Here is a 21,760-nt window from a genome sequence, read left to right as displayed (position 1 = left end):
CGGCATCGGTCACGCCAGGGTTCTCCATACGCCCACGGCCGCACTGCCCCGAACGGCATTCTGTGGAAGACCTCTGGTTGTCCACAGCCCAGAAAGCAGAGAATGGCGCCGGAAAGCATGAAACGGCTCCCTTCAAGCAAGGAGAGCCGTTTCGGGATCCAGATGGGGAAATTTCCAGAAGTCTATCCACAGGGTTCGTCGTTTTCCTGTGGATAACCCTGCCCTGCCGGGGAAAACCCTGTGGATAACTCAGGGAAGCAGCACCTCACCAGCGAGACCGGCCACGACGGGGATGATTCCCAGAAAGACGAAGGCCGGCAGGAAACACAGCCCCAGGGGAGCGACGGCCTGGACCCCGACCCGCTGGGCGGCCGCCGACGACGCGGCGCGAGCGGCACGGCGGGAGTCGTCGGACAGCCTGCTGAGGACGTCGGCCACCGGTGCGCCGCTCAGCGCGGCCCGGCCCATGGCCCGTGCCAGAGAGGCGAGCGAGCGTTCGGAGGCCAGGGCATGCCAGGCGCTCTCCGGCGCGGCTCCCAGCCTCAGCTGGCCGCTCACCCAGGCCAGCCTCTCGCCCAGCGGCCCGCCGATCGCCTCCACCGTCACGTCGATGGCTCCGGTGATCGGCTGGCCGGCGCGCAGGCAGGCGACCATGAGATCGGCCGCCAGCGGCAGATCCGCCGTCACCCTTCGACGTTCCGCACGCAGTTCAGGGGGGTCCCGCCTCCGCAGGACCGCCAGCGCGATCCCGAAACCGGCGACACCCGCGACCACCCCCGGCAGGCCGCCCACGGCCAGGAACGCCGCCAGCCCGGGGGCGAGGGCGACCGCTACCTCACCCCGCCCCGGCCGCCTCCTCCCCTCCGGTCCATGAGCCGTCCCACCGAACGCACCCCGGGCCCTCCTCTCGGCTGTGCCACGAGCCGTGCTCGCGGACGTGTCACGGACAACGCGCGGTGGTGCGTCGCGAACCGTACGTGCGGAAGGATCACGAGCCGCCCCTACTGACAGGGAGAACGTGGGTGCTTCGACCTCCTGCGGTGTCTCCGGGAACCTGACCGAACGGAATGAGCGCCGCACGCGGCGGAGCCTGTCGGCGGGTTCCCTTGGGGGGCTCCACAGCCGAGCGGCGATTCCGGCGAGCACCACGGCCAGCAGAACAATCACTGTCTCTCCCACCGGTTTCCCGGACCTCGACCTTCGAATCTCGGGCTCTCGAACCTTCAGACCTCGGGCCCTTGAACCTCGGGCCCTTGAACCTCGGGCTCTCGGACTTCGGGCCCTCGAACCTTGAGTTCTCGGACCTCGGGTTTCGGACCTCGAACCTTCGGACCTCGAACTCCTGAACCATGAGCTCTCGGACTTCGGACGTCGGATTCCCAGACCTCAGACTCTCGGACCGCAGATTCTCGGACCCCGAACTCCCGAGCCCCGGACTTCCGAACCCCGGACCCGGCCGCGCGGGCATCACACCTGCTGGGCACGAGTCACCAGACGATGGGTCCACCACAGCCCGCAGGTGTCGAGAGCGAGACCGACGATCAGGCAGCCGACACCCGCCGGGCTGCCGAACAGGAAGTGCAGCGGGCGCATGCCGAGACCGGCCGCCATCACCAGGCCGAGAACGGGCAGCCCCGCAAGCAGCCGGGCCGTGGCCCGGGGACCGGCGAGCTGGGCGGCGACGTCGTGACGATGGGCCTGGGCCTCTCGCAGGGAACCGGCGACACGGTCGACGAGAACGGCCAGACCTGCCCCGGCGGTCACGCTCACCTTCCAGCAGGCGGCCAGCCCTCGGAAGGCCTCGCCTCCGTGTTCGGGGGCCACCGCCAGCAGCGCGGCCGGGACATCGCCTCCGTCCCTCGCGGCCGCGACCAGCGGGCGCAGGGCGACGGGATCGGGAAATCCCGCGGCCTCCACGGCCCGCGCCAGCGCCTCACCCGCCGTCCGCCCCGCCGCCAGCTCCGCGGCGAGGCCCTGGCACAGCTCGATCGACGCGGCTCGCCAGGCTTCCACACGCTTGGAAGGTCTCGACCGGGCGGTGAACCTCTCGCGGAGAGACCCCGCGGTGACCGGGCTCCGGCGTCTCATCCGGCGCAACCTGGCGGTGCCGGGATCGGCTCCCGCCCACAACCACGCCGCCAGAGCGGCGAGAAGCAGGGCGGTCGCCATCATGACGCCAACCGTGACGCCGGCTGTGACATCGATCGTGACACCGGCCGCGATATCGGTCGTGACGTTGCTTGTGACGCCGGTCGTGACGCCGGTTTGTCGGAGCTCGGACGATCGGGAACGTCCGGCCGGGACTCCCCGTGAGGACCGGACGCGGACATCGTCGGCCCTGAACCCGCGATGCCAGGAGAGGACTCCCGCGAACGTACGGGATGACGTGAAGGATCTTGAATGCTCGCAAACGGGCCGTCGGGAGGCGCCGGGGTGGATGAGGTGAATGAGGTGGTGACGCCCTGATGAGGGGTGCCGCTGCCGTAAGGGGCGCCCCCTCTGCGGGGGAAGCCACCGCTGGAGAAGGTGACCGGCGAAGGAGCCCCGGCTCGGGGGGCCGCCGGTGGTTCGCATGACAGCGGCGGATGGGGCGAGACGCGAGACCCACTCCGGGAAACCGGTGAGGCGTGGACGCCGGGCGCCCTGGAGGCGAGGGCGGGCAGGCCGGGACCGGGGATCACCCGGCCGTCCGGGGTGAAAGTGAGGGCCGATTCGGCCTCGACCAGCCCCGAGGGGCGGCGAACCATCAGGCAGATCTCGGCGACCCGGCGACGGCCGTCGGCGTGGTCGCGGACCAGGTGGATGACGACGTCCAGGGCTGCGGCGATCTGGCTGTGGACCGCCTCCCGGCTGAGACCCGCCGCGCATCCCAGCGCCTCCAGGCGGGGTGGCACGTCGGTCGCGGTGTTGGCGTGCAGCGTGCCGCAACCCCCCTCGTGTCCCGTGTTCAAGGCGCTCAGGAGGTCAACCACCTCGGCCCCTCGGACCTCTCCGACGACAAGCCGGTCGGGGCGCATCCGCAGGGCCTGGCGGACGAGGTCGCGCAGGCCGACACCACCCGCGCCCTCAAGGTTGGCCGGGCGCGACTCCAGGCGGACGACGTGGGGATGAAGCGGCCTCAGCTCCGCGGAGTCCTCGACCAGCAGCAGCCTCTCACCGGGGTGGGCCAGGGAGAGCAGGGCGGAGAGCAGGGTCGTCTTGCCCGTACCCGTGCCACCCGTGACCAGGAAGGCGAGCCTCGACTCGATGACCGCGGTCAGGACGGCGACGCTGTCGGCCCTGATCGCACCCGCTTCCACCAGGTCGGGGAGGGTGAAGGTGCGTCTGGGCGGGAGCCGCAGGGAGAGGCAGGTGCCGTTGGGCGCCACGGGAGGAAGGACGGCGTGGAGCCGGACGCCTCCGGCGAGGCGGGCGTCGACGTACGGGCACGCGTCGTCGAGGCGCCTGCCCGCGGCGGAGGCGAGACGTTGCGCGAGACGCCGGAGAGCGTCTTCGCCCGGGAAGACGATCGAGGTCAGGCGCAGCCCGCCGCCGTCGTCCACCCACACCTCGCGCGGACCGTTCACCAGCACGTCCGTGACCTCGGCCTCGGCCAGCAGCGGCTCCAGCGGACCCGCCCCGATGAGGTCGGCGCACAGGACCCGGGCCACCGCCAGGATCTCCGCGTCGCCGAGCACCGCCCGCTCGGCCCGCAGGGCGGCCGTGACGTGCGCGGCGCTGGGCTCGACGCCCGTCCGGGCCAGCCGTACGCGGACCGCCTCCACCAGCTCCGGCGAGACCGTCACGGCGCTCTCGGCCCGCTTCACGCGTCCGGTCCAAACAGCTCGTGCAGGAACGCGGCGCAGAACCGGCCGAGAGAGGTGCGGCGGCCGAGCGGGGGAACGTCTCCCCGATCGAGCGTGGCGGCGAGACGAGGCTGGTCGGGGAGGCTGCCGCCGCGCGGGATGCCGAGCGAGGTCGCCACCACGTCGTCGTTCAGGACCCCGCTGCGCACGACGGCCCGCACCTCACCCGTGTGCCCGCGCAACCCGGCGAGCACCTGGGCGGCGGCGAGCACGCCACGCACGTCGGCGGTGACGACCAGGAGGGTCGTGACGGCTCGGCCGAGCGCCTCCACCGCGGCCTGGTCGAGATGGCGCGGCAGGTCGACGACCACCAGGTCGAAGCCTCTGCGGCCCGCCTCGAGGACCGAGCGCATCGCCTCGGCCGGGATCGGGTCGGCCTGGCCGCGGTCGTAGGAGAGCAACGTCAGCCCGGCGAGGGACGGCAGGGCCGCCTGGAGCGCGGTGTAGCTGACCCTGCCCTCACGGGCGACCAGGTCGGACCAGCGCGCTCCGTCGGACTCCTCCTGCCCTAGCAGGAGGTCCAGGCCTCCGCCGAGCGGATCGGCGTCGACCAGAAGCGTGCGGACACGCTGCCGGGACGCGGCCAGTGCCAGCGAACCCGCCAGGACGCTGGCTCCCGCTCCTCCCCGCCCGCCCGCGACGCACACCACGGAGCCGGGTCTCGCGGGCGGCTCGACGGCGTCGGCGAACTCGTCGACCAGCTGCCGCTCCGCTGCGGGCAGCTCCAGCACCCCCTGGGCGCCGACCGCGACGCACTTGCGCCACGTGTCAGGATCCTCGGAGGTATGGGTGGCCAGGAAGACACGGGGGCGAGAGGGCGGACCGGTCGCGGCCAGGGCGTCGGCCACGTCGCCACCGACGACGACCAGCGGAGCGCGGTTCCAGTAGGGCCGGGCGTGCGCGGGCACGTGGGCGACGTCGAGCTCGGCCCCGGCCGCGGCGGCGACACGGAGCAGGTCGTCGAGCAGTTCGTGATCTTCGGTGATGACCAGCGGGCGGTCCACGGATGCCTCCCTGGGGTTCGGGGGGCCCACTCTCCGTGACGGCCGCCCCTCCTCGGGACACCGAACGCCGCACTGTGGAAAACCCGCCGCCCACGGTCCGTCCTGTGGAAAACCGACGGCCGGGACATCCGTACGTCGGGGATCACCGATGCGGGAAGGGAGGGTACGTGCCCGGGAGGCGAAGGGGCGCGTACCCAGGAGACCGCCGTGCCGAGGAGACCGCCGGACCAAGGAAGCCGCCGGACCAAGGAGACCGCCGTACCGAGAACGTGCCGGAAGCGGGGAAAAGGAGGGCGGCCGGAAAAGGGGCGACCCCCGCCGGGGGGGAGAGCGGGGGTCGCCAACCGGTCCGGCTCTGGGGGGGTAGAGCCGGTCCCGTTTCAGAAGAAAGCTTTCAACAGCCACCGGAGCACGGCAGGAGGATTGCGTTGCAACTCATGCGCAGTTACTCCGGTTTGGGGAGATACCACCTCATGCTGCCCGATCAACTCAAGTTTCGTCGAGGAGTAATCCTTGATTCCCACCACTTTTTTTAATGTAACGGTCCAGTCTCCGGATACGGCCCCACCAAGACACCTCCTACGCACCGGCGAACGACGGTGACACTCGGTGAGCGCCGCCAGGGTGCCGGACCGTCCGCCGGACGCCATGCCGACCGGGTCCGCCGGAGTGTAAAACGGCATAAGAGAGGGTTCGTCCATTAATGTCCTCCGATCCGTAAAGGTCTTGCTCCTAGGGGTTCCCATCAGCGCGGATCGGACGTACAAAGGTTTCACGGACCACTTGTCCGGGCACGGCCGCCGAGTACCCACGCGCCGCCAGCCGCGGGAGGCGCGCTGGAGTGGGCTTGACCCGCTTCAGCGATTATCAGGTGCACGCTTGGTAACTCGGTAAGGACGTGTCGGCGACGGCGCCCCCCACCAGGGGCGCCGTCGGTTTGTGAGGACAGACACCCGGCATGTCCGTAATCGATGACGCTCCGTAGTCCCGCTCGTGACCGACCGTCGTACAGGGGCGCACACAAAGCCGTTCATGACGCCACAAGCGCGAGCAAAGTCGGCCATCGCTCATGCGCGTGAACAAGCGAGCACACGGACCAACCGAAGCTACGACAAACGGACATCGCGGCACGTCAAGGCTGTAACGGTGCGACGGACACGAAACTGCCGTTAAACAGGCGGGAACGAACACGAAGTCACCGGAACGTCCACCGGTCGCCGACCGGTGACCCGCCCGAGGTCAGCCGCGCTGCATGGCCTCGCAGATCGCCGTGGCCTCGCGTACGCCCAGCAGGACCGCCGACGCGCAGTGCCGCACCCACGCGGCGACGCCGTCGGGGGTGCCGCTCAGGTACGACCGCAGCCCCTCCCCGTAGGCCGGGCCGAGTTCGAGGTGGCCCACCTCGACGGCCACCAGCGACTTCGGGTCCAGGCCGTACTCCACCAGCGTCAGCCGCTCCGCCGCCCGCGCGACCACCCCGTCCGCCGTCCCGAACGGGCGCAGCACGGCCAGTTCGGCGTGTACGACGGCGGCGAGCACCAGGGCGGGGGCCTTCGAGGAGGCCGTCACCAGCTGGACCAGCCCGTCCACCCGTGCCACCGCCTCCCGCGGGCCGGGGGCGGCTCCCAGGCCGAGCGGGTCGGGGACCACGGCGGTGGCCCTCGGGCGGCCGAGGTCTCCCGCGACTCCGCCGACTCCGCCGACTCCGCCGACTCCGCCGCCTTCGCCGTCTCCGGTGAGTCCCGAGGCGGCGAGCGTGTGCAGCCTGGCCAGCACCTGGCGGGGTGCCGTCCGCCAGGTCGCGCCGAGCCGCCCCAGTTCGGCCGAGACGCGCAGCGCGCCCTGCACCGTGGGATCGGTGACCTCGGGGATGACCTCGAGGGGCACGTCCACGCCCTCCAGGGCGGCCGACGCGCGGGCACCCCGCAGCGCGGACCGGGCCGACACCTCCGGGCTCTTGCGCCGCAGCACGCGGTGCCCGTAGAGCCGGTCGACGGCCTTGCGCGCGTCGGCGACCGCCTCGGACACTCCGGGCATTCCCGCGATGACAGCCAATGGGTCGTTCACGCTGCCCGACCCTATCGGGACCGCCCGGCGAGGCTCCGGCCAGGCCGAGGAGGCCCCGGGGAAGCCCTCCTCCGGGAACCGGTCCGGGAGGCTCGCTCGCAGAGCCCGGCACCCCGGCCGTCGCCCTCGGGAAACGGCGGGCGAACCGTTCACCGAGCGCATGACACCGCCCGGCGCACCGCGTCGCCGGGGCGCGTTGAACAACGCCATCTCCGTTCTTACGGTGTCGAAAACGCACCGTTTCGGGGGTGGTTTTCCCCAAGAGACAAGGCGTTTTGAATGCATATGCTCCTCCATCACCGATTGGTACAGACCTGTCTAGACCTCTTGTGGCGGACACGGCTGGCCTGGTGAAGTGGGACACGACCAGTCGATAGCAGTACGTGAGGAGTGCGTAGTGGCCCCGGAGACCCCTGGTTCCGAGTCGCGTGAGACCCAGGAGACGCTGTCGAACCTGCTGAACGAGACCCGGCGGTTCGCACCTCCTGCCGACCTGGCCGCGGCCGCGAACGTGACCGCCGACGCCTACCAGGAGGCCGAGCGGGACCGCCTCGCCTTCTGGGAGAAGCAGGCCGACCGTCTGACCTGGTCGAAGCGCTGGGACACCACCCTTGAGTGGAACCCGCCCTTCGCCAAGTGGTTCGTCGGCGGCGAGCTCAACATCGCCTACAACTGCGTCGACCGCCACGTGGAGGCGGGCCGCGGCGACAAGGTCGCCTACCACTGGGAGGGCGAGCCGGAGGGCGACACCCGTACGCTCACCTACTCCGACCTGCTGCGCGAGGTCTCCAAGGCCGCGAACGCGCTCCAGGAGCTGGGGGTCGGCAAGGGCGACCGGGTCGCGATCTACATGCCGATGATCCCCGAGCTGCCGATCACGATGCTGGCCTGCGCCCGCATCGGCGCGATCCACTCGGTGGTCTTCGGCGGTTTCTCCGCGAGCGCGCTCAGCGGCCGCATCAAGGACGCGGACGCCAAGCTCGTGGTCACCGCCGACGGCGGTTACCGCCGCGGCGCGCCCAGCGCGCTCAAGCCGACCGTGGACGAGGCCGTCGCGGAGTGCCCCGGCATCGAGCACGTCCTCGTCGTGAGGCGGACCGGCCAGGACGTCGAGCAGACCGGCAAGGACGTCTGGTGGCACGACGTCGTGGACCGGCAGTCCGACGTCCACGAGGCGCGGCCGAACGACGCCGAGGACCCGCTCTACATCCTCTACACCAGCGGGACGACCGGCAGGCCCAAGGGCATCCTGCACACCACCGGCGGCTACCTCACCCAGGCCGCCTACACCCACAACGCGGTGTTCGACCTCAAGCCCGACACCGACGTCTACTGGTGCACCGCCGACATCGGCTGGGTGACCGGCCACTCCTACATCGTGTACGGACCGCTGGCCAACGGCGCGACCAGCGTCATCTACGAGGGCACCCCGGACACCCCGCACCGCGGCCGGTTCTGGGAGATCGTGCAGAAGTACGGGGTCACGCTGCTCTACACGGCCCCGACGGCCATCCGTACGTTCATGAAGTGGGGTGACGACATCCCCGCCAAGTACGACATGTCGTCCCTGCGCATCCTGGGCAGCGTCGGCGAGCCGATCAACCCCGAGGCGTACGTCTGGTACCGCGAGCACATCGGCGGCAACCGTACCCCGGTCGTCGACACCTGGTGGCAGACCGAGACCGGCGCCGTCATGATCAGCCCGCTGCCCGGCGTCACCGAGGGCAAGCCCGGCGCGGCCATGCGCCCGCTGCCGGGCATCACCGCCGACGTGGTCGACGACCAGGGCCGGAGCGTGGGCAACGGCGGTGGCGGCTACCTCGCGATCCGCGACCCGTGGCCGTCGATGCTCCGCACGATCTGGGGCGACGACCAGCGCTACATCGACACCTACTGGTCCCGTTTCGAGGGCATGTACTTCGCGGGCGACGGCGCCAAGAGGGACCAGGACGGCGACATCTGGCTGCTCGGCCGGGTCGACGACGTCATGCTCGTCTCCGGGCACAACATCTCCACCACCGAGGTCGAGTCCGCGCTGGTCTCCCACCCGAAGGTCGCCGAGGCGGCCGTGGTGGGCGCCACCGACCCGGTGACCGGGCAGGCCATCGTGGCGTTCGTGATCCTGCGCGGCAACGCCGAGGAGGGCGCGGACATCGCGGCCGAGCTGCGCGCCCACGTGTCCAAGGCGCTGGGCCCGATCGCGAAGCCGCGCCAGATCCTGGTGGTCCCCGAGCTGCCCAAGACCCGCTCCGGCAAGATCATGCGGCGTCTCCTGCGTGACGTGGCGGAGAACCGCAGCGTCGGCGACGTCACCACCCTGGCCGACAGCACGGTGATGAACCTCATCTCGGAGAAGCTGCCCAGCGCCAAGAGCGAAGACTGAGCGAACCGGGACACCCGGGTGGGCCGGAAACGCGGCCCACCCGAAGGGGTCGAGTCTCCTGATCACTCCGGGTCCCCGCGAAGGTCCCCGCGAAAAGCCCTCCCTGAGCCGGTCGATCCGTGGGCCGTGAGTCCCCACGAGTTCACGGAGGGCGTTCGAGGGCGCGGGCCCTCGGCGGCGCCCCCACGGCTTTCCGACGACGACCGCGGCGGCCACGGCGCCGTCCTCGTTCATGCCCCCGACGACACGGGGATTCGCCGCTCGGGAGGTCATTCTCACCGGCCCGGCGACGTTCACCGGGCCGTCGCCGGGGTAGCTCCCGGCCCGTTGACGTCTTCTCCGGGGCCGAAGGCCGCAGAAAACGAGGAACTCCCGCCCGTACGGGCCAGGAGTCGCCCCATCGGTCGTCCTCCCGCCCGGAAACCCGCCCGGAAACCCGCCCGGAAACCCGCCCGGAAACCCGACGGTCCCGCCCGGAAACCCGAGGGTCCTGTACGAACTTCAGCGGGCGTCTGGTGCAGGTTCTCACCACCGGACACCCGAGACCTCACCAAACCGGTGCAGTCCCCCGCCTCCCTTCCGTCACGGGACTAAAGTCTGAAGTCTTGACGACGCAGATATTTGATGACAGGTACGCGATGACCACCGGCGTGCTCGCGGCGCCGGTCCCGGCGACGATTCCGCTGCGGGTGTGCGTGCGCGACCGCCTCGACGCGCAGCATGATGTTCGACAAAGGCCCTCGATAGGAGATCGTCCATGACACATATCCCGCCCGCGGAACCACAGGAGGAGTCACTGGGCGCGCTGGTCGCCGCCGCCAGCGACCACATATCCACCCTGGTCCGCGCCGAGATCGAACTGGCCAAGGCCGAGTTCAGGTTCGACGCCAAGCGGGTCGGCACGGCGGCGGGGCTCTTCGGCGCCGCGGCGTTCATGGCCCACCTGTGCCTGATCCTCGCCTCGTTCACGATCGCCTACGCCCTGATCGGCGCGGGCCTGTGGCCCTGGGCCGCCTTCCTGATCGTCACCGTCCTCTACCTGCTCACGGCCGGGCTGCTGGTCTTCATCGGCATGCGGCGGCTCAAGGGGCTGACCGGGATGAAGCGGACGCTGCGCTCGCTCAAGACCATCAGGAGCGGTGAGCCCGAACCCGTTCCCGGCGCGGCTCCGATCACCCCCGTCCAGGCGGACGGCCGTCGCGACCCGGCGAGACCCGGCCAGTGAGCAGACCCGACGAGTCCCTGGTCGAGATCGAGGGGCCGTGGACCCACCGCTCGGTCCACGCCGGCGGCACCCGCTTCCACGTCGTGGAGGCCGGTACGGGTCCCCTCGTGCTGCTGCTCCACGGCTTCCCGCAGTTCTGGTGGAGCTGGCGCAACCAGCTCGTCTCGCTCCCCGAGGCGGGCTACCGCGCCGTCGCCGTCGACCTGCGGGGCTACGGGGCCAGTGACAAGCCTCCGCGCGGCTACGACCTGCACACCCTGGCCGCCGACGCGGCCGGGCTGATCCGGGCGCTGGGCGAGACCGGTGCGATCGTCGTCGGCCACGACTGGGGCGGGCTGCTCGCCTGGACCATGGCGGTGACGGACCCCAAGGCGGTCCTGCGCCTGGTCCCGGTCTCGGCGCCGCACCCCCGCCGCCTCCGCACCACGCTGTTCACCGAGCCCTTCGGCCAGTTCAGGGCGGCCCGCTACGCGCTGGGCTTCCAGATGCCGCTGCTTCCCGAGCGGCGCCTGACCGCCAACTCCGGCGCCAGGGTGGGACGGCTGCTCGACCAGTGGTCGGGCCCCGGCTGGCCCGAGGAGGACGTGGCGAGGACCTACCGCGACGCGTTCCGCATCCGCAACGTCTCGCACTGCGCGCTGGAGTATCACCGCTGGTTCGGCCGCTCCCAGCTGCGTCCGGACGGATGGCGCTACGCGCGGATCATGCGTACCCAGATCAACGTGCCGACCCTGCAGCTGCACGGCGCGCTCGACCGGCACATCCTGCCGCGCACCGCCCAGGGCTCCGGCCGTTACGTCGCCGCCCCCTACCGGTGGCGGCTGATCGAGGGCGCGGGGCACTTCCCGCACGAGGAGCGTCCCGGGGAGTTCGACGCCGAGCTCGTCGCCTGGCTGTCCGACCCGGAGCCCGACCGGTGAACGGGCGGGACCGGGACCCCGACGGGAGACCGCGCAACCAGCGCCCCCGCGACGCGTTCGGGCGCCCGCTGCCGCACGGCGCCGAGGGCGTCGAACGCATCCCCGACGACTACGCGCCGAGTGCCGAGGAGGCCCTCTCCGAGGCGCGCCGCCTGCTCGGCGAGGGGAGGCCGTTCCACGCCCACGAGGTGCTGGAGGGCCGCTGGAAGACCTCCCCCGAGGAGGAACGCGAGCTGTGGCAGGGGCTGGCGCAGATCTGTGTCGGCCTCACCCACCTGCAACGGGGCAACCGGCGCGGGGCCGCGACGCTGTTCGCGCGGGGCGCCGACCGGATCAGCGGCTACGGCATGCCGTACGAGCGGATCGCCAGGACCGCCCACGAGCTCGACGACCTGGAGGCCGAGGCAGCCATCGCCAGGATCGAGGCCCTCCTCTGATCCTCACCTCTCGGCTCTGATCCTCACCCTTCGCCGCCGAAGGTCGCCGCCGAAGGTCGCCGCCGAAGGACCGCGCGCCGACTCCGGCCGCGACTCCTGAGCGTCGGCGCTTCTTCTGATCGCGCCTCCTGGGCGTCGACGTCGTTCCTGGTCGTGCCCCCTGAACGTCGGCGCCGACTCTGTTTCTGGCCGCGACTCTTGGATGTCGGCGCTAGTTCTGGTCGCACTCCTGGGTGTCGACCTGGTTGAGGAGCCTGGAGCCGTCCTCGGCGTCCGGTGCGACCTCGGCGGCGGTGAGCACGTAGCCGGTCTCCTGCTGGTCGAGGGCGGCGGCGAAGACGACGCCGTAGACCTTGCCCTCGGGGGTGAGCAGCGGGCCGCCGGAGTTGCCCTGGCGGACCAGGCCGCGGATGGCGTACACGTCGCGGACGACGGTCTTGCGCTCGTAGATGTTGAAGCCCTTGGCCTTCTGCTGCACCCGGATGCGGGCCACGTTCATGGTGTAGCCGTGGCCGTGCGGGAATCCGGCGACGATCGCGTCGTCACCCTTCTGCGCGGTGCCGTCGAAGCGCAGGATCGGCATGTTGAGCCCGGTGACGTGCAGGATGGCGATGTCGCGGTCGGGGTTGTAGAGCACGACCTTGGCCGGGTGGGTCTTGTTGAGGTAGTCGGTGACCTGCAGCCCCTGGTTGACCCCGGCGACCACGTGCGCGTTCGTCATGATCTTGTTCTGGGCGTAGACGAACCCGGTGCCCTCGATGTGCTTGCGGCAGCTCGTGGCCACGCCCTGGACCTTGACGATGCCCCGGCGCGCCCGGGTGAGCTGCCTGTTGCCCTTCGCCACGCTCTGGTCGGGCGGCGAGACGTCGACGAGCTGGCCGCCCCCGATGGCGTCGAACACCTTGGGGAAGCCGGAGGTGTCGATGAGGTTCTTGAACGGCTTCTGCAGGTCCTTGGCCGCGCTGGGCAATGTCTGGTCGACCGTGCTCAGCAGCAGTGACCTGTTGATCTGCTCGCTGATCAGGGTGAACTGCGACGAGGCCAGCAGCGAGCCGATCAGCCAGGCGACGATCAGCACGGAGAAGGCGCTCGCGAAGGTGCCGCCGACCGCGTCGACGACCTTGGCGGGCTCCCAGGTGACATGGCTGCGGACCACCGCCCCGATCGTGGACGACGCGAACTGCCCGACCGTGGCGGAGAGGAAGACGATGACGATCGCCAGCAGGGCACGCTCGGTCTCACCGTCGACCACGGCTTCGGCGATGGGCGGGGCGACGAACATGCCCAGCAGCGCGCCACCGACAAAACCGACAAAGCTCAGGGCACCGATGATGAACCCCTGGCGGTATCCCGACACCGCGAAGGCCACCATCAGGGCGATCAGGATGAGATCGAGGAGATCACCGCTCACTCCCTTACGGTATCCAGCCGCCGCCCCGCGCGTGCACACCTTCTGTGAGGTCTCTGCGGTTATCGTGGCCGGATGGCGATGATCGGGGGGGCCGCGGCCGTCGAGTCTCTCATCGAGACCGCACTGCGAGAACGGGATCAGGAGGGCGCGGCCCGCTGGCGCGCGATCACCCAGTTACAGGAACGCGGGGATCTGGAGACCTTCACCGCGGCACGGAGGCTGTGCTCGGGGAGGACCCCCGTCGAGCGGATGCTCGGGGTCGACATCCTGGGGCGGCTCGGCTTCGTCGACCGGACGCTGCCGGTGCTCCGCGCCCTGTCCGTCCGGGAGGACGACTGCCTGGTGCTCTACTCGGTGCTGATCGCCTTCGGCCACCTCAGGGACCGCCGCGCGCTGCCGTCGGTGATCGCCCTCGCCGAGCACGACGATCCCCGGATCAGGTACGGGGCCGCCTACGCGCTGCCGAACATCATGGGCAGCCCGCCCGACCCGACCGGCCTGGCCGCGCTGCGGCGGCTCACCCTCGATCCAGACGAGGACGTGGCCGACTGGGCCCGCCTCGGCCTCGCCCTGTCGACCGGCTGCGAGGTCGAGGACGTCTCGACGGGACGCGAGACCGGGAATGTCCCAGCAGGACACAGGGACGTCTCCACAGGACGCGGGAACGTCTCCACAGGACGCGGGAACGTCCCAACAGGACGCGGGGACATCTCCGCAGGAAGCGAGAACGTCTCAGCGGGAGGCGAGGTTGAGGACGTCGGGCGGGATGTCCTCGACCCGTGACCGGTCCCAGGGAAGCTCGAAGCCCGAACCGCCGAGCACCCCGTCGAGCACTCCCGCGGTGAACCCCCACACCAGCAGGCCGCGCACCCGGAACGCCGGTCCCAGGTGACCGCTCGGGTGGCGCAGGATGATCCGGTTGGCCGGGTCGACGAGCTCGCGGATCGGGACCCGCTCCACCGAGTCGACCTCGTCGGGCGAGGCCGCGTGCACCACGCAGGGCGTGTGCCACCAGCCGAGCACCGGGGTCACCCGGTTGTCGCTGTAGCTCAAATACAGCTCGGGCATGGTCCCGAGCACCCGGACGCCCGCCGGGTCGAGACCGGTCTCCTCGCCCGCCTCCCGCAGCGCGGCGCCGATCGGGCCGTCGTCCTCGGGGTCCACCCCGCCGCCGGGGAACGCGGGCTGCCCCGCGTGCGTGCGCCCGCGCGAGCTCCGCTGGATGAGCAGCACGTCAGGGCCGAGCGGCCCCTCGCCGAAGAGCAGGAGCACCGCGGCCCGCCGCCCCCCGGACGCCGGAGGGCGCATCATCGGGGACACCGGTGTCCTCGCGGCCCGCGCCGCCAGCGTTTCCAACCACCCAGGGACCTCTTCCACGGGCACACCTCCGGTTCTCTGCAACACGGTGTCCCGCCCCGCGCTTCCCGGTGTCCGCGGATCCGCGGGACGCGAAACCGCCGGCCGGACGGCCACCTGCGACGATCAGGGGAAAATCACGAGAAGGGGCCCGGCCGCACCAGCTTGGCGGCCTGGACCGGATCGACGGGGCCGATGCCGTACGAGGGGCAGAGCGCGGCGAGCGGGCAGACGCCGCAGGCCGGTTTGCGGGCGTGGCAGACACGGCGGCCGTGCCAGATCAGGCGGTGGGACATCATCGTCCAGTCGCGCTTCGGGATGATCTTGGCGACGACCTGCTCGATCTTCACCGGATCGGTCTCCGAGGTCCAGCGGAAGCGGTGGGTGAGCCGCTGGAAGTGGGTGTCGACGGTGATGCCGGGCACTCCAAAAGCGTTTCCAAGTACGACGTTGGCCGTCTTGCGGCCGACTCCCGGCAGGGCGACCAGGTCCTTGAGCTTCCCGGGCACCTCACCGCCGTGGCGCTCGCACAGGGCCTGGGCCATGCCGATGATGCTGTTGGTCTTGGCGCGGAAGAACCCGGTGGGCCGGATGATCCCCTCCATCTCGGCCCGGTCGGCACCGGCATAGTCTCCCGCTGTGGGATATTTTGCAAAAAGGGTAGGAGTGACCGTATTGACCCTTTTGTCAGTACATTGGGCGGAGAGGATCGTCGCGACCAGCAGTTCGAGAGGATCGCGGAAGTCAAGCTCACAGTGGGCGTCAGGGTAGGTTTCCACCAGAATCCGGTCCATTCGACGAGCTCGACGAACCAGGGCAAGCTGGGATTCACCATCGGGGCTGACGTTGCTGAGCACTCCGACAGCCTACGCTCAAGGCCCCCCGGAGAGCGGCACGGTGGGATGGGTCACAATGGCTGCGTGAGCCGTGAAACAGGAGGCACTGTGAACTCCGACGACGTGCTGGGCAAGGCCCCTCTGTTCGCCGCGCTCGACCGTGAGAGCGCCGCCGCGCTGCGCACGAGCATCTCCGAGGTGGAACTGTCCAAGGGACAGACCCTCTTCAGCGAGAACGAGACCGGAGACCGCCTCTACGTGGTGCTCGAAGGCAAGATCAAACTCTCCCGGACCTCGCCAGACGGCCGGGAGAACCTGCTCAGCGTGCTCGGTCCGAGCGAGATGTTCGGCGAACTGTCCCTGTTCGACCCCCGTCCCCGTACGGCGTCGGCCACCGCGCTGACCGACGTCCTGCTGGCCGGGCTCGGACACGACGACCTGCGGCCCTGGCTGACCGGCCGGCCCGAGGTCGCCCTCCATCTGCTGCGGGCCCTGGCCCAGCGCCTGCGCCGTACGAACGACGTGCTGGCCGACCTGGTCTTCACCGACGTTCCCGGCCGGGTGGCCAAGGCCCTGCTCGACCTGGCCGAGCGCTTCGGCCAGCGGATCGACGACGGCGTACGGGTCCACCACGACCTCACCCAGGAGGAGCTGGCCCAGCTGGTCGGCGCCTCGCGGGAGACCGTGAACAAGGCGCTGGCCGACTTCGCCCAGCGGGGCTGGCTGCGCATCGAGGCCAAGGCCGTGGTCATCATGGACCTGGAGCGGCTGCACAACCGCTCGCGCTGACCCGCCCTCCCGGGAGAACCCGGAAAACCCGGGGCGACGAACCGGCCGGGAAAGGACCGTTCCGACGGCGGTCCCTCCGGCCCGGAGGGGGACCTACCCGTCGAGATAGGCGAGCTGCGCGCGGACCGACATCTCCGCGGCGGGCCAGAGCGACCTGTCCACGTCCGCGTAGACGAGTTCGACGATCTCCCTGGGCGTCGCCGCCCCCTGCCGCCGGGCCTCCCGGATCTGGTCGAGCCTGCGCCGCCGGTGCGCGACGTAGCCGTCGAGGGCGCCGATCGGGTCGGGCAGCACCGGGCCGTGGCCGGGCAGCAGCGCCTCGGCCCCGACCCTCTCGGCCCTCGCCCGGAGCAGGTCGAGGGAGCGTAGATAGTCGGCCAGGTCGCCGTCCGGGGCGATCATGGTGGTACCGCGGCCGAGCACCGTGTCGCCGGTGAGGATCGCCCTGTCCCTCGGCAGCCAGAAGCAGAGCGAGTCGAACGAGTGGCCGGGCGTGCCCACGACGTGCAGTTCCAGGTCCCCCACCGTGAGCACGTCGCCGTCGCCGAGCCCCTCCTCGCCCAGCCGGTGCGCGGGATCCAGGGCCCTGACGGGCGCGCCCACCAGTCCGGCGAACTTCGCGGCGCCGCCGCTGTGGTCGTGGTGGCCGTGGGTGAGCAGGATCGCGACGACCCGGCGTCCCTTCAGGTGCCCGGCGACCCGCGCGAGGTGCTCGTCGTCGTCCGGTCCCGGATCGACGACCAGCACCTCCTCCCCGAGATCACCGAGATCACCGGGCTCCCCGAGTTCCCCGGGCTCCCTGAGGTTTCCAAGCTCACCGGACTCCCTGGGACCGATCACCCACGTGTTGGTGCCCTCCAGGGTCATCTCGGAGGGGTTCGGGGCGAGGAGGTTGAGCGCGTGGTCCGTACCGGCCCCGTCCGGTCCCTCCAGCGGGATCCGCAGCCCGCTCACCGCGCGCCGAACCGGTAGTCGTCGTCGAGCACGATGCGCATCTCCCCGTCCACCTCGGCGATCTTCGGCATGAAGGTCACGACCTCACGCTCGGCCGCGAGCGCCTCGGACACCTTCTCGTAGGCGCTCAGCTCGGTGAGCGTGCGGTGCGTCGGGGGCATCAGGAAGATCTGGCCCGTACCGCCCTGGGCGAGCGCGTCGGCGGGCCGGACCCAGACGACCTGGTCGGCCTCGCCGCCGACGTCGCGGGTGAGCTGGCCGGCCGGGAGCGCCGCGACGAAGAACCGGGTGTCGAAACGCCTGGTCTCGACCTCGGGGGTGATCCAGTGCGCCCAGGGGCGGAGCAGGTCGGAGCGGAGGACCAGGCCGCGCCTGCCGAGGAAGTCGGCGAAGGAGAGGGTCTTGCCGATCAGGGCGAGCCGGTCGGCCTCCCAGTCGTCGCCGGTGGTGTCGGACACGACGGAGTCCGCGGACGGACCGGCGAGCAACACCCCGGACTCCTCGAACGTCTCCCGTACGGCGGCGCACACCAGGCCCCTGGCGGTCTGCTCGTCCGCGCGGAAGACCTCGCCCCAGGCCGCGGGCGGCGGACCCGCCCAGTCGATCAACTGGTCGGTGTCGCGCGGGTCGACCGACCCACCGGGAAAGACGTAGGCCCCCGCGGCGAAGGCCATGCTCGCCTTGCGCCGCAGCAGGTAGACCTCCAGCCCGCCGGCCTCCTCACGGAGGACGACCACGGTGGCGGCGTCCCGGGCCGGGACGGGGGCGACCCGCCCGGCCAGGATGTCGCGTGCGCGCTCGCCCAGTTCACCGGGAAGCGGGATACCGCCCATTGAGACCCTCCGCCAGAACATCACTCGGTTGCAGGTCCATCATGTGGCACGGCACCGTCCCGGACAATCACGGGTCCGCACCGGCGCCCCGGGGCACGACGCGCCCGTACGCCCCCGGCGAACCCCGGGTCCCCGTCACCCCCGGCCCCCACAGCGCCCGTACGACGCCCGTACGGCCCTGTCGAGCCCCCACGACGCCCGTGCGGCCCCGCGGACCTCAGCCACCGCCGGCGGGCCTCACCGGCCGCCAAGGGCTCTCGACCGGCCACGGAGGCCCTCATGCTCCCGGTGGCCCGGGAGCCGTCAGGGCCTCGCGGATCCCGACCCGCCGGGGCACCCCGGACGGCCCCGGACGGCCCCGGAGGGCGTCAACGGACCTCAGCGGACCTCGGCGATCACCTCGACCTCGACCGGCGCGTCCAGCGGGAGGACGGCGACACCGACCGCGCTGCGGGCGTGCCTGCCCGCTTCGCCGAGCACGGCGGCGAGCAGGTCGCTGGCGCCGTTGACGACCTGCGGCTGGCCGGTGAAGCCCGGAGCGCTGGCCACGAAGCCGACCACCTTGACGACGCGGACGATGTTCGACAACCCTCCGGCCGCCGACGCGACGGCGGCGAGGGCGTTGAGCGCGCACACCCTCGCGAGCTCGTAGGCGTCCTCGACGTCCACCTCGGCGCCGACCTTCCCGGTGGCCACCAGCTTGCCGTCCACGATCGGGAGCTGCCCCGAGGTGTAGACGTGATCGCCGGAACGCACCGCCGGGACGTACGCCGCCAGCGGCGGCACCACCTCCGGCAGGGTCAGGCCGAGCTCCGCCAGCCTCTCCTCGGCCGTCACCGCCTCGGCCGTCACTGCCTCGGCCGCTTCAGGTAGGCGACCAGCTGCTCGGGGTTGGGACCCGGCACGACCTGGACGAGCTCCCAGCCGTCCTGGCCCCAGTTGTCAAGAATCTGCTTCGTCGCGTGGACCAGCAGCGGCACCGTCGAGTACTCCCATTTCGTCATGCGGGACACATTAGCGAGACCGTCCCCGGCAGGCGGCCACCTCGAACCGCCGGACACCGGGCTCGGCCCCGGAAGGTCGCCGATCGTCCCGGGAACCTATCCGGAACGGCCGGGAAGCGGCCGGGAAAGCCGGTTCCGGAAAGACCTCGAAGGGACAACCGGCGGGCCCCGGAGGCGAGCCCGCGACCGAACGGGTGATCAAGCAGATGATCGGAGCGGTTCGCTGTGAGAATCTGCATATTTACTTTCCGGTTCCGATCGATTAGTGACACGACCGCGTATGTTCTCCCGATCCGCGCATCGGCTCCCCGGCGAGGCCGGTCCTCGCGCGTGCGGATCACGCGGCCCCGCTGAACAGGGCGACCGGCGGCGACGGCACCCGGGGAGGCCGTCCTGGCCGCCCTCCGGACCGGTGCCCGTGACCGGGCGCGACCGCTCCCGGCCGCCGGGGGCCGTACCGGTGCGCGCTCTCCGGGGGAAGCCGCCGAGGAGTTGTCAAGTAGCCGTTGGGTAGCCTTCGAAGGGTGAGAGCTCGCGACACCGATTGGGACGGCGTACGCCTTCACGTCGTCACAGGCAAGGGCGGCACCGGCAAGACCACGGTGGCCGCCGCACTCGCGCTCGCCCTCGCGGCGGGTGGCGGGAAGGTCCTGCTGGTCGAGGTCGAGGGCCGCCAGGGGATCTCCCGTGTCTTCGACCTGCCACCGCTGCCATACGAGGAGCGCAAGATCGCCGTCGCGCCCGACGGCGGGGACGTCTACGCGCTGGCCGTCGACGCCGAGGAGGCCATGCTCGAGTACCTGGAGATGTTCTACGGCATGCGCAGGGCGGGCCGGGCGCTCACCAAGATCGGCATCATCGACTTCGCCACCACCATCGCCCCCGGCTTCCGTGACGTCCTGGTCACCGGCAAGACGAGCGAGGCCGTCCGGCGCAAGGGCAGGGACGGCAGGAGGACCTACGACGCGGTCGTGCTGGACGCGCCGCCGACCGGCAGGATCGCGCGCTTCCTCAACGTCACCAACGAGGTCGCGGGGCTGGCCAGGGTGGGCCCTATCAAGAACCACGCCGACCTGGTGAACGGCGTCGTCTCCTCGCCCGAGACCGCGGTGCACTTCGTCACGCTTTTGGAGGAGATGCCGGTCCAGGAGACCCTGGACGGCCTGCGCGAGCTCCGCGCGGCCGGGCTCCCCCCCGGCGGGATCTTCGTCAACATGATCCGCGAGTCGCTGCTCCCCGCCTCCGTCCTGGACGCCGCCGCCGAGGACAGGCTCGACCCGACCGAGCTGGTGCTCGGCCTCAAGGCCGCGGGACTCACCGACGGCGGCCCCGGCGGGGTCGCGGTGGCCGAGGCCCTGACCGAGGAGATCGCCGAGCACGCCCGCCGCACCGAGCTGGAACGGCACGAGAGGCGGTCGCTCGACAAGGCCGCCCGCCCCCGCTACGACCTGCCGTTGCTGGCCGACGGGGTGGACCTGTCGGGGCTGTACGAGCTGGCGGAAGCGATCCGCACCCAGGGAGCAGCGTGAAGAAACCCCCGTTCCTCGACCTCGACGCGATCATCGACGACCCGAACACCCGGATCGTCGTCTGCTGCGGTTCCGGCGGCGTCGGGAAGACCACCACCGCCGCGGCGCTGGGGCTGCGCGCGGCCGAACGCGGCCGTTCCGCCGTGGTGCTCACGGTCGACCCCGCGCGGCGGCTCGCGCAGTCGATGGGGCTCACCGAACTCGACAACACCCCCAGACCCGTCGTGGGCGTCGAGGGGGAGGGCCGGCTGCACGCCATGATGCTCGACATGAAGCGGACCTTCGACGAGATCATCGAGGCGCACGCCGACCCCGAGCGGGCCCGCCAGATCCTGACGAACCCCTTCTACCAGTCCCTGTCGTCCAGCTTCTCCGGCACGCAGGAGTACATGGCGATGGAGAAGCTCGGCCAGCTCAGGCGGTCGGACGAATGGGATCTGATCATCGTCGACACCCCGCCGTCCCGCTCCGCGCTCGACTTCCTCGACGCTCCCGAGCGGCTCGGCCGCTTCCTCGACGGCAAGCTCATCCGGGTGCTCATGCTTCCCGCCAAGGCCGGGGGACGCAGCGCGTTCAAGCTGTTCAACGCGGGTTTCGGCATCGTCGCCGGGGCGCTGACCAAGCTGCTGGGCGCGCAGGTGCTCAAGGACCTGCAGACGTTCGTGTCCGCGCTGGACGCCGTCTTCGGCGGCTTCAGGGCGCGGGCGGACCAGACCTACCGGCTCCTGCAGGCCCCGGGGACGGCGTTCGTCGTCGTGGCCTCGCCCGAGCGCGACGCGATGCGCGAGGCGTCCTACTTCGTGGAGAGGCTGGCCGAGGAGCGCATGCCCCTGGCGGGTCTCGTGGTCAACCGGGTGCACCGCTCGCCCGCGTCCATGCTGTCCGGCGCGCGGAGCACCGCCGCCGCGGAGGACCTGGAGTCACGCGGCGAGCACGAGCTCACCTCCGCCGTGCTGAGGTTGCACGCCGGACGGATGCAGCTGGCCGCCCGCGAGCGGCGCGAGGAGGAGCACTTCATCTCCGCGCATCCCACGGTGCCCGTGGCGCGGGTTCCGGCCATGTCGCAGGACGTGCACGACCTGGAGGGGCTGCGCGAGGTGGGCGCCCTCCTGGCCGCCCGCTGAACGGGACCCGCCAGACGACGCCGAGGCCGGAGGTCGACGACCT

The 21,760-nt window shown here is 71.2% G+C and carries 21 protein-coding genes and 1 pseudogene; 9 read left to right on the top strand and 13 right to left on the bottom strand.

Annotation, left to right across the window (positions count from 1 at the left end):
- Nucleotides 1-249: 249 nt before the first annotated feature.
- The 6 genes and pseudogenes from ACFYWM_RS20605 to ACFYWM_RS20580 form a co-directional block, all read right to left on the bottom strand.
- Complete coding sequence (locus tag ACFYWM_RS20605) at nt 250-687, bottom strand: type II secretion system F family protein (RefSeq protein ID WP_389916933.1); 438 nt, start codon at nt 685-687, stop codon at nt 250-252.
- A 780-nt stretch (nt 688-1,467) separates the two neighbouring features.
- On the bottom strand, nt 1,468-2,013 hold the full coding sequence (locus ACFYWM_RS20600; protein WP_389916931.1) for a type II secretion system F family protein: 546 nt from the start codon (nt 2,011-2,013) through the stop codon (nt 1,468-1,470).
- 629 nt (nt 2,014-2,642) lie between these two features.
- A pseudogene (locus ACFYWM_RS20595) lies at nt 2,643-3,806 on the bottom strand (TadA family conjugal transfer-associated ATPase); the annotation flags it as partial.
- The gene (gene ssd, locus ACFYWM_RS20590; RefSeq protein WP_389916929.1) at nt 3,803-4,849 is read right to left on the bottom strand and encodes a septum site-determining protein Ssd; all 1,047 of its coding nucleotides are present in this window, start codon (nt 4,847-4,849) and stop codon (nt 3,803-3,805) included. The gene ssd and the pseudogene ACFYWM_RS20595, both read right to left, overlap by 4 nt.
- A gap of 380 nt (nt 4,850-5,229) precedes the next feature.
- Nucleotides 5,230-5,550: a hypothetical protein gene (locus ACFYWM_RS20585; RefSeq protein WP_389916927.1), complete on the bottom strand. Its 321-nt coding sequence runs from the start codon at nt 5,548-5,550 to the stop codon at nt 5,230-5,232.
- Nucleotides 5,551-6,088: 538 nt separating this feature from the next.
- The gene (locus ACFYWM_RS20580; RefSeq protein WP_389916925.1) at nt 6,089-6,916 is read right to left on the bottom strand and encodes an oxidoreductase; all 828 of its coding nucleotides are present in this window, start codon (nt 6,914-6,916) and stop codon (nt 6,089-6,091) included.
- A 397-nt stretch (nt 6,917-7,313) separates the two neighbouring features.
- On the opposite strand from ACFYWM_RS20580, the gene acs reads away from it, so the two are divergent.
- The 5 genes from acs (at nt 7,314) to ACFYWM_RS20555 (ending at nt 11,881) form a co-directional block, all read left to right on the top strand.
- Nucleotides 7,314-9,299, top strand: coding sequence for an acetate--CoA ligase (gene acs / locus ACFYWM_RS20575; protein ID WP_389916923.1), 1,986 nt, complete (start codon nt 7,314-7,316; stop codon nt 9,297-9,299).
- A gap of 605 nt (nt 9,300-9,904) precedes the next feature.
- Nucleotides 9,905-10,060, top strand: a complete 156-nt coding sequence (locus ACFYWM_RS20570; protein ID WP_389916921.1) for a hypothetical protein — start codon at nt 9,905-9,907, stop codon at nt 10,058-10,060.
- The gene (locus tag ACFYWM_RS20565) at nt 10,057-10,524 is read left to right on the top strand and encodes a phage holin family protein (RefSeq protein ID WP_389916919.1); all 468 of its coding nucleotides are present in this window, start codon (nt 10,057-10,059) and stop codon (nt 10,522-10,524) included. The genes ACFYWM_RS20570 and ACFYWM_RS20565 overlap by 4 nt, the downstream gene beginning before the upstream one ends.
- Nucleotides 10,521-11,444: an alpha/beta fold hydrolase gene (locus tag ACFYWM_RS20560; protein ID WP_389916917.1), complete on the top strand. Its 924-nt coding sequence runs from the start codon at nt 10,521-10,523 to the stop codon at nt 11,442-11,444. Before ACFYWM_RS20565 ends, ACFYWM_RS20560 begins: the two co-directional genes overlap by 4 nt.
- Entirely contained in the window at nt 11,441-11,881 is a 441-nt protein-coding gene (locus ACFYWM_RS20555) for a DUF309 domain-containing protein (protein WP_389916914.1), read from the top strand. Before ACFYWM_RS20560 ends, ACFYWM_RS20555 begins: the two co-directional genes overlap by 4 nt.
- A 211-nt stretch (nt 11,882-12,092) precedes the next feature.
- Here the strand turns inward: ACFYWM_RS20555 and ACFYWM_RS20550 are convergent, their stop codons facing one another.
- Nucleotides 12,093-13,292, bottom strand: a complete 1,200-nt coding sequence (locus ACFYWM_RS20550; RefSeq protein WP_389916912.1) for a MarP family serine protease — start codon at nt 13,290-13,292, stop codon at nt 12,093-12,095.
- Between the two features lie 72 nt (nt 13,293-13,364).
- Here ACFYWM_RS20550 and ACFYWM_RS20545 point away from each other — a divergent pair, with 72 nt between their 5' ends.
- A complete protein-coding gene (locus tag ACFYWM_RS20545; protein ID WP_389916910.1) occupies nt 13,365-14,075 on the top strand; it encodes a HEAT repeat domain-containing protein in 711 nt (236 codons plus the stop codon).
- Here ACFYWM_RS20545 and ACFYWM_RS20540 read toward each other — a convergent pair.
- Both ACFYWM_RS20540 and nth read right to left on the bottom strand, forming a co-directional pair.
- Entirely contained in the window at nt 14,025-14,669 is a 645-nt protein-coding gene (locus ACFYWM_RS20540; RefSeq protein WP_389916908.1) for an NUDIX hydrolase, read from the bottom strand. The two genes, ACFYWM_RS20545 and ACFYWM_RS20540, sit on opposite strands and share 51 nt — an antisense overlap.
- A gap of 116 nt (nt 14,670-14,785) precedes the next feature.
- Nucleotides 14,786-15,505, bottom strand: a complete 720-nt coding sequence (gene nth / locus ACFYWM_RS20535) for an endonuclease III (protein WP_389916906.1) — start codon at nt 15,503-15,505, stop codon at nt 14,786-14,788.
- Between the two features lie 87 nt (nt 15,506-15,592).
- Here nth and ACFYWM_RS20530 point away from each other — a divergent pair, with 87 nt between their 5' ends.
- Nucleotides 15,593-16,273 carry a Crp/Fnr family transcriptional regulator gene (locus ACFYWM_RS20530; protein ID WP_329088899.1) on the top strand — a complete coding sequence of 227 codons (681 nt, stop codon included), beginning with the start codon at nt 15,593-15,595 and terminating at the stop codon, nt 16,271-16,273.
- Nucleotides 16,274-16,366: 93 nt separating this feature from the next.
- On the opposite strand, the gene ACFYWM_RS20525 is transcribed toward ACFYWM_RS20530, so the two are convergent.
- The 4 genes from ACFYWM_RS20525 to ACFYWM_RS20510 all read right to left on the bottom strand — a co-directional run bounded on the left by ACFYWM_RS20525 (nt 16,367) and on the right by ACFYWM_RS20510 (nt 19,064).
- The gene (locus tag ACFYWM_RS20525; RefSeq protein WP_389916903.1) at nt 16,367-17,227 is read right to left on the bottom strand and encodes an MBL fold metallo-hydrolase; all 861 of its coding nucleotides are present in this window, start codon (nt 17,225-17,227) and stop codon (nt 16,367-16,369) included.
- The gene (locus tag ACFYWM_RS20520) at nt 17,224-18,060 is read right to left on the bottom strand and encodes an NUDIX hydrolase (protein ID WP_389916901.1); all 837 of its coding nucleotides are present in this window, start codon (nt 18,058-18,060) and stop codon (nt 17,224-17,226) included. The genes ACFYWM_RS20525 and ACFYWM_RS20520 overlap by 4 nt, the downstream gene beginning before the upstream one ends.
- A gap of 378 nt (nt 18,061-18,438) precedes the next feature.
- Nucleotides 18,439-18,897 (bottom strand): RidA family protein, encoded by a 459-nt coding sequence (locus ACFYWM_RS20515; RefSeq protein WP_389917011.1) that lies wholly within the window; start codon nt 18,895-18,897, stop codon nt 18,439-18,441.
- An 11-nt stretch (nt 18,898-18,908) separates the two neighbouring features.
- Nucleotides 18,909-19,064 carry a DUF4177 domain-containing protein gene (locus ACFYWM_RS20510; RefSeq protein ID WP_344742745.1) on the bottom strand — a complete coding sequence of 52 codons (156 nt, stop codon included), beginning with the start codon at nt 19,062-19,064 and terminating at the stop codon, nt 18,909-18,911.
- Nucleotides 19,065-19,588: 524 nt separating this feature from the next.
- On the opposite strand from ACFYWM_RS20510, the gene ACFYWM_RS20505 reads away from it, so the two are divergent.
- Both ACFYWM_RS20505 and ACFYWM_RS20500 read left to right on the top strand, forming a co-directional pair.
- Nucleotides 19,589-20,593, top strand: a complete 1,005-nt coding sequence (locus ACFYWM_RS20505; protein WP_389916899.1) for an ArsA-related P-loop ATPase — start codon at nt 19,589-19,591, stop codon at nt 20,591-20,593.
- Complete coding sequence (locus ACFYWM_RS20500) at nt 20,590-21,717, top strand: ArsA family ATPase (protein ID WP_389916897.1); 1,128 nt, start codon at nt 20,590-20,592, stop codon at nt 21,715-21,717. The genes ACFYWM_RS20505 and ACFYWM_RS20500 overlap by 4 nt, the downstream gene beginning before the upstream one ends.
- Nucleotides 21,718-21,760 lie beyond the last annotated feature (43 nt).

Origin of the sequence: Streptosporangium sp. NPDC002721 (genome assembly GCF_042888905.1) — a bacterium.
Taxonomy (GTDB): domain Bacteria; phylum Actinomycetota; class Actinomycetes; order Streptosporangiales; family Streptosporangiaceae; genus Streptosporangium.
Note: the sequence above shows the minus strand (reverse complement) of the source record. Positions and strands in the feature narration are given on the sequence as shown.

What these genes read in the sequence shown, in the direction of transcription:
- ACFYWM_RS20585 (WP_389916927.1), bottom strand. Translation starts at nt 5,550, where the DNA reads ATGGACGAACCCTCTCTTATGCCGTTTTACACTCCGGCGGACCCGGTC.
- ACFYWM_RS20565 (WP_389916919.1), top strand. Translation starts at nt 10,057, where the DNA reads ATGACACATATCCCGCCCGCGGAACCACAGGAGGAGTCACTGGGCGCG.
- ACFYWM_RS20545 (WP_389916910.1), top strand. Translation starts at nt 13,365, where the DNA reads ATGGCGATGATCGGGGGGGCCGCGGCCGTCGAGTCTCTCATCGAGACC.
- ACFYWM_RS20520 (WP_389916901.1), bottom strand. Translation starts at nt 18,060, where the DNA reads ATGGGCGGTATCCCGCTTCCCGGTGAACTGGGCGAGCGCGCACGCGAC.
- ACFYWM_RS20510 (WP_344742745.1), bottom strand. Translation starts at nt 19,064, where the DNA reads ATGACGAAATGGGAGTACTCGACGGTGCCGCTGCTGGTCCACGCGACG.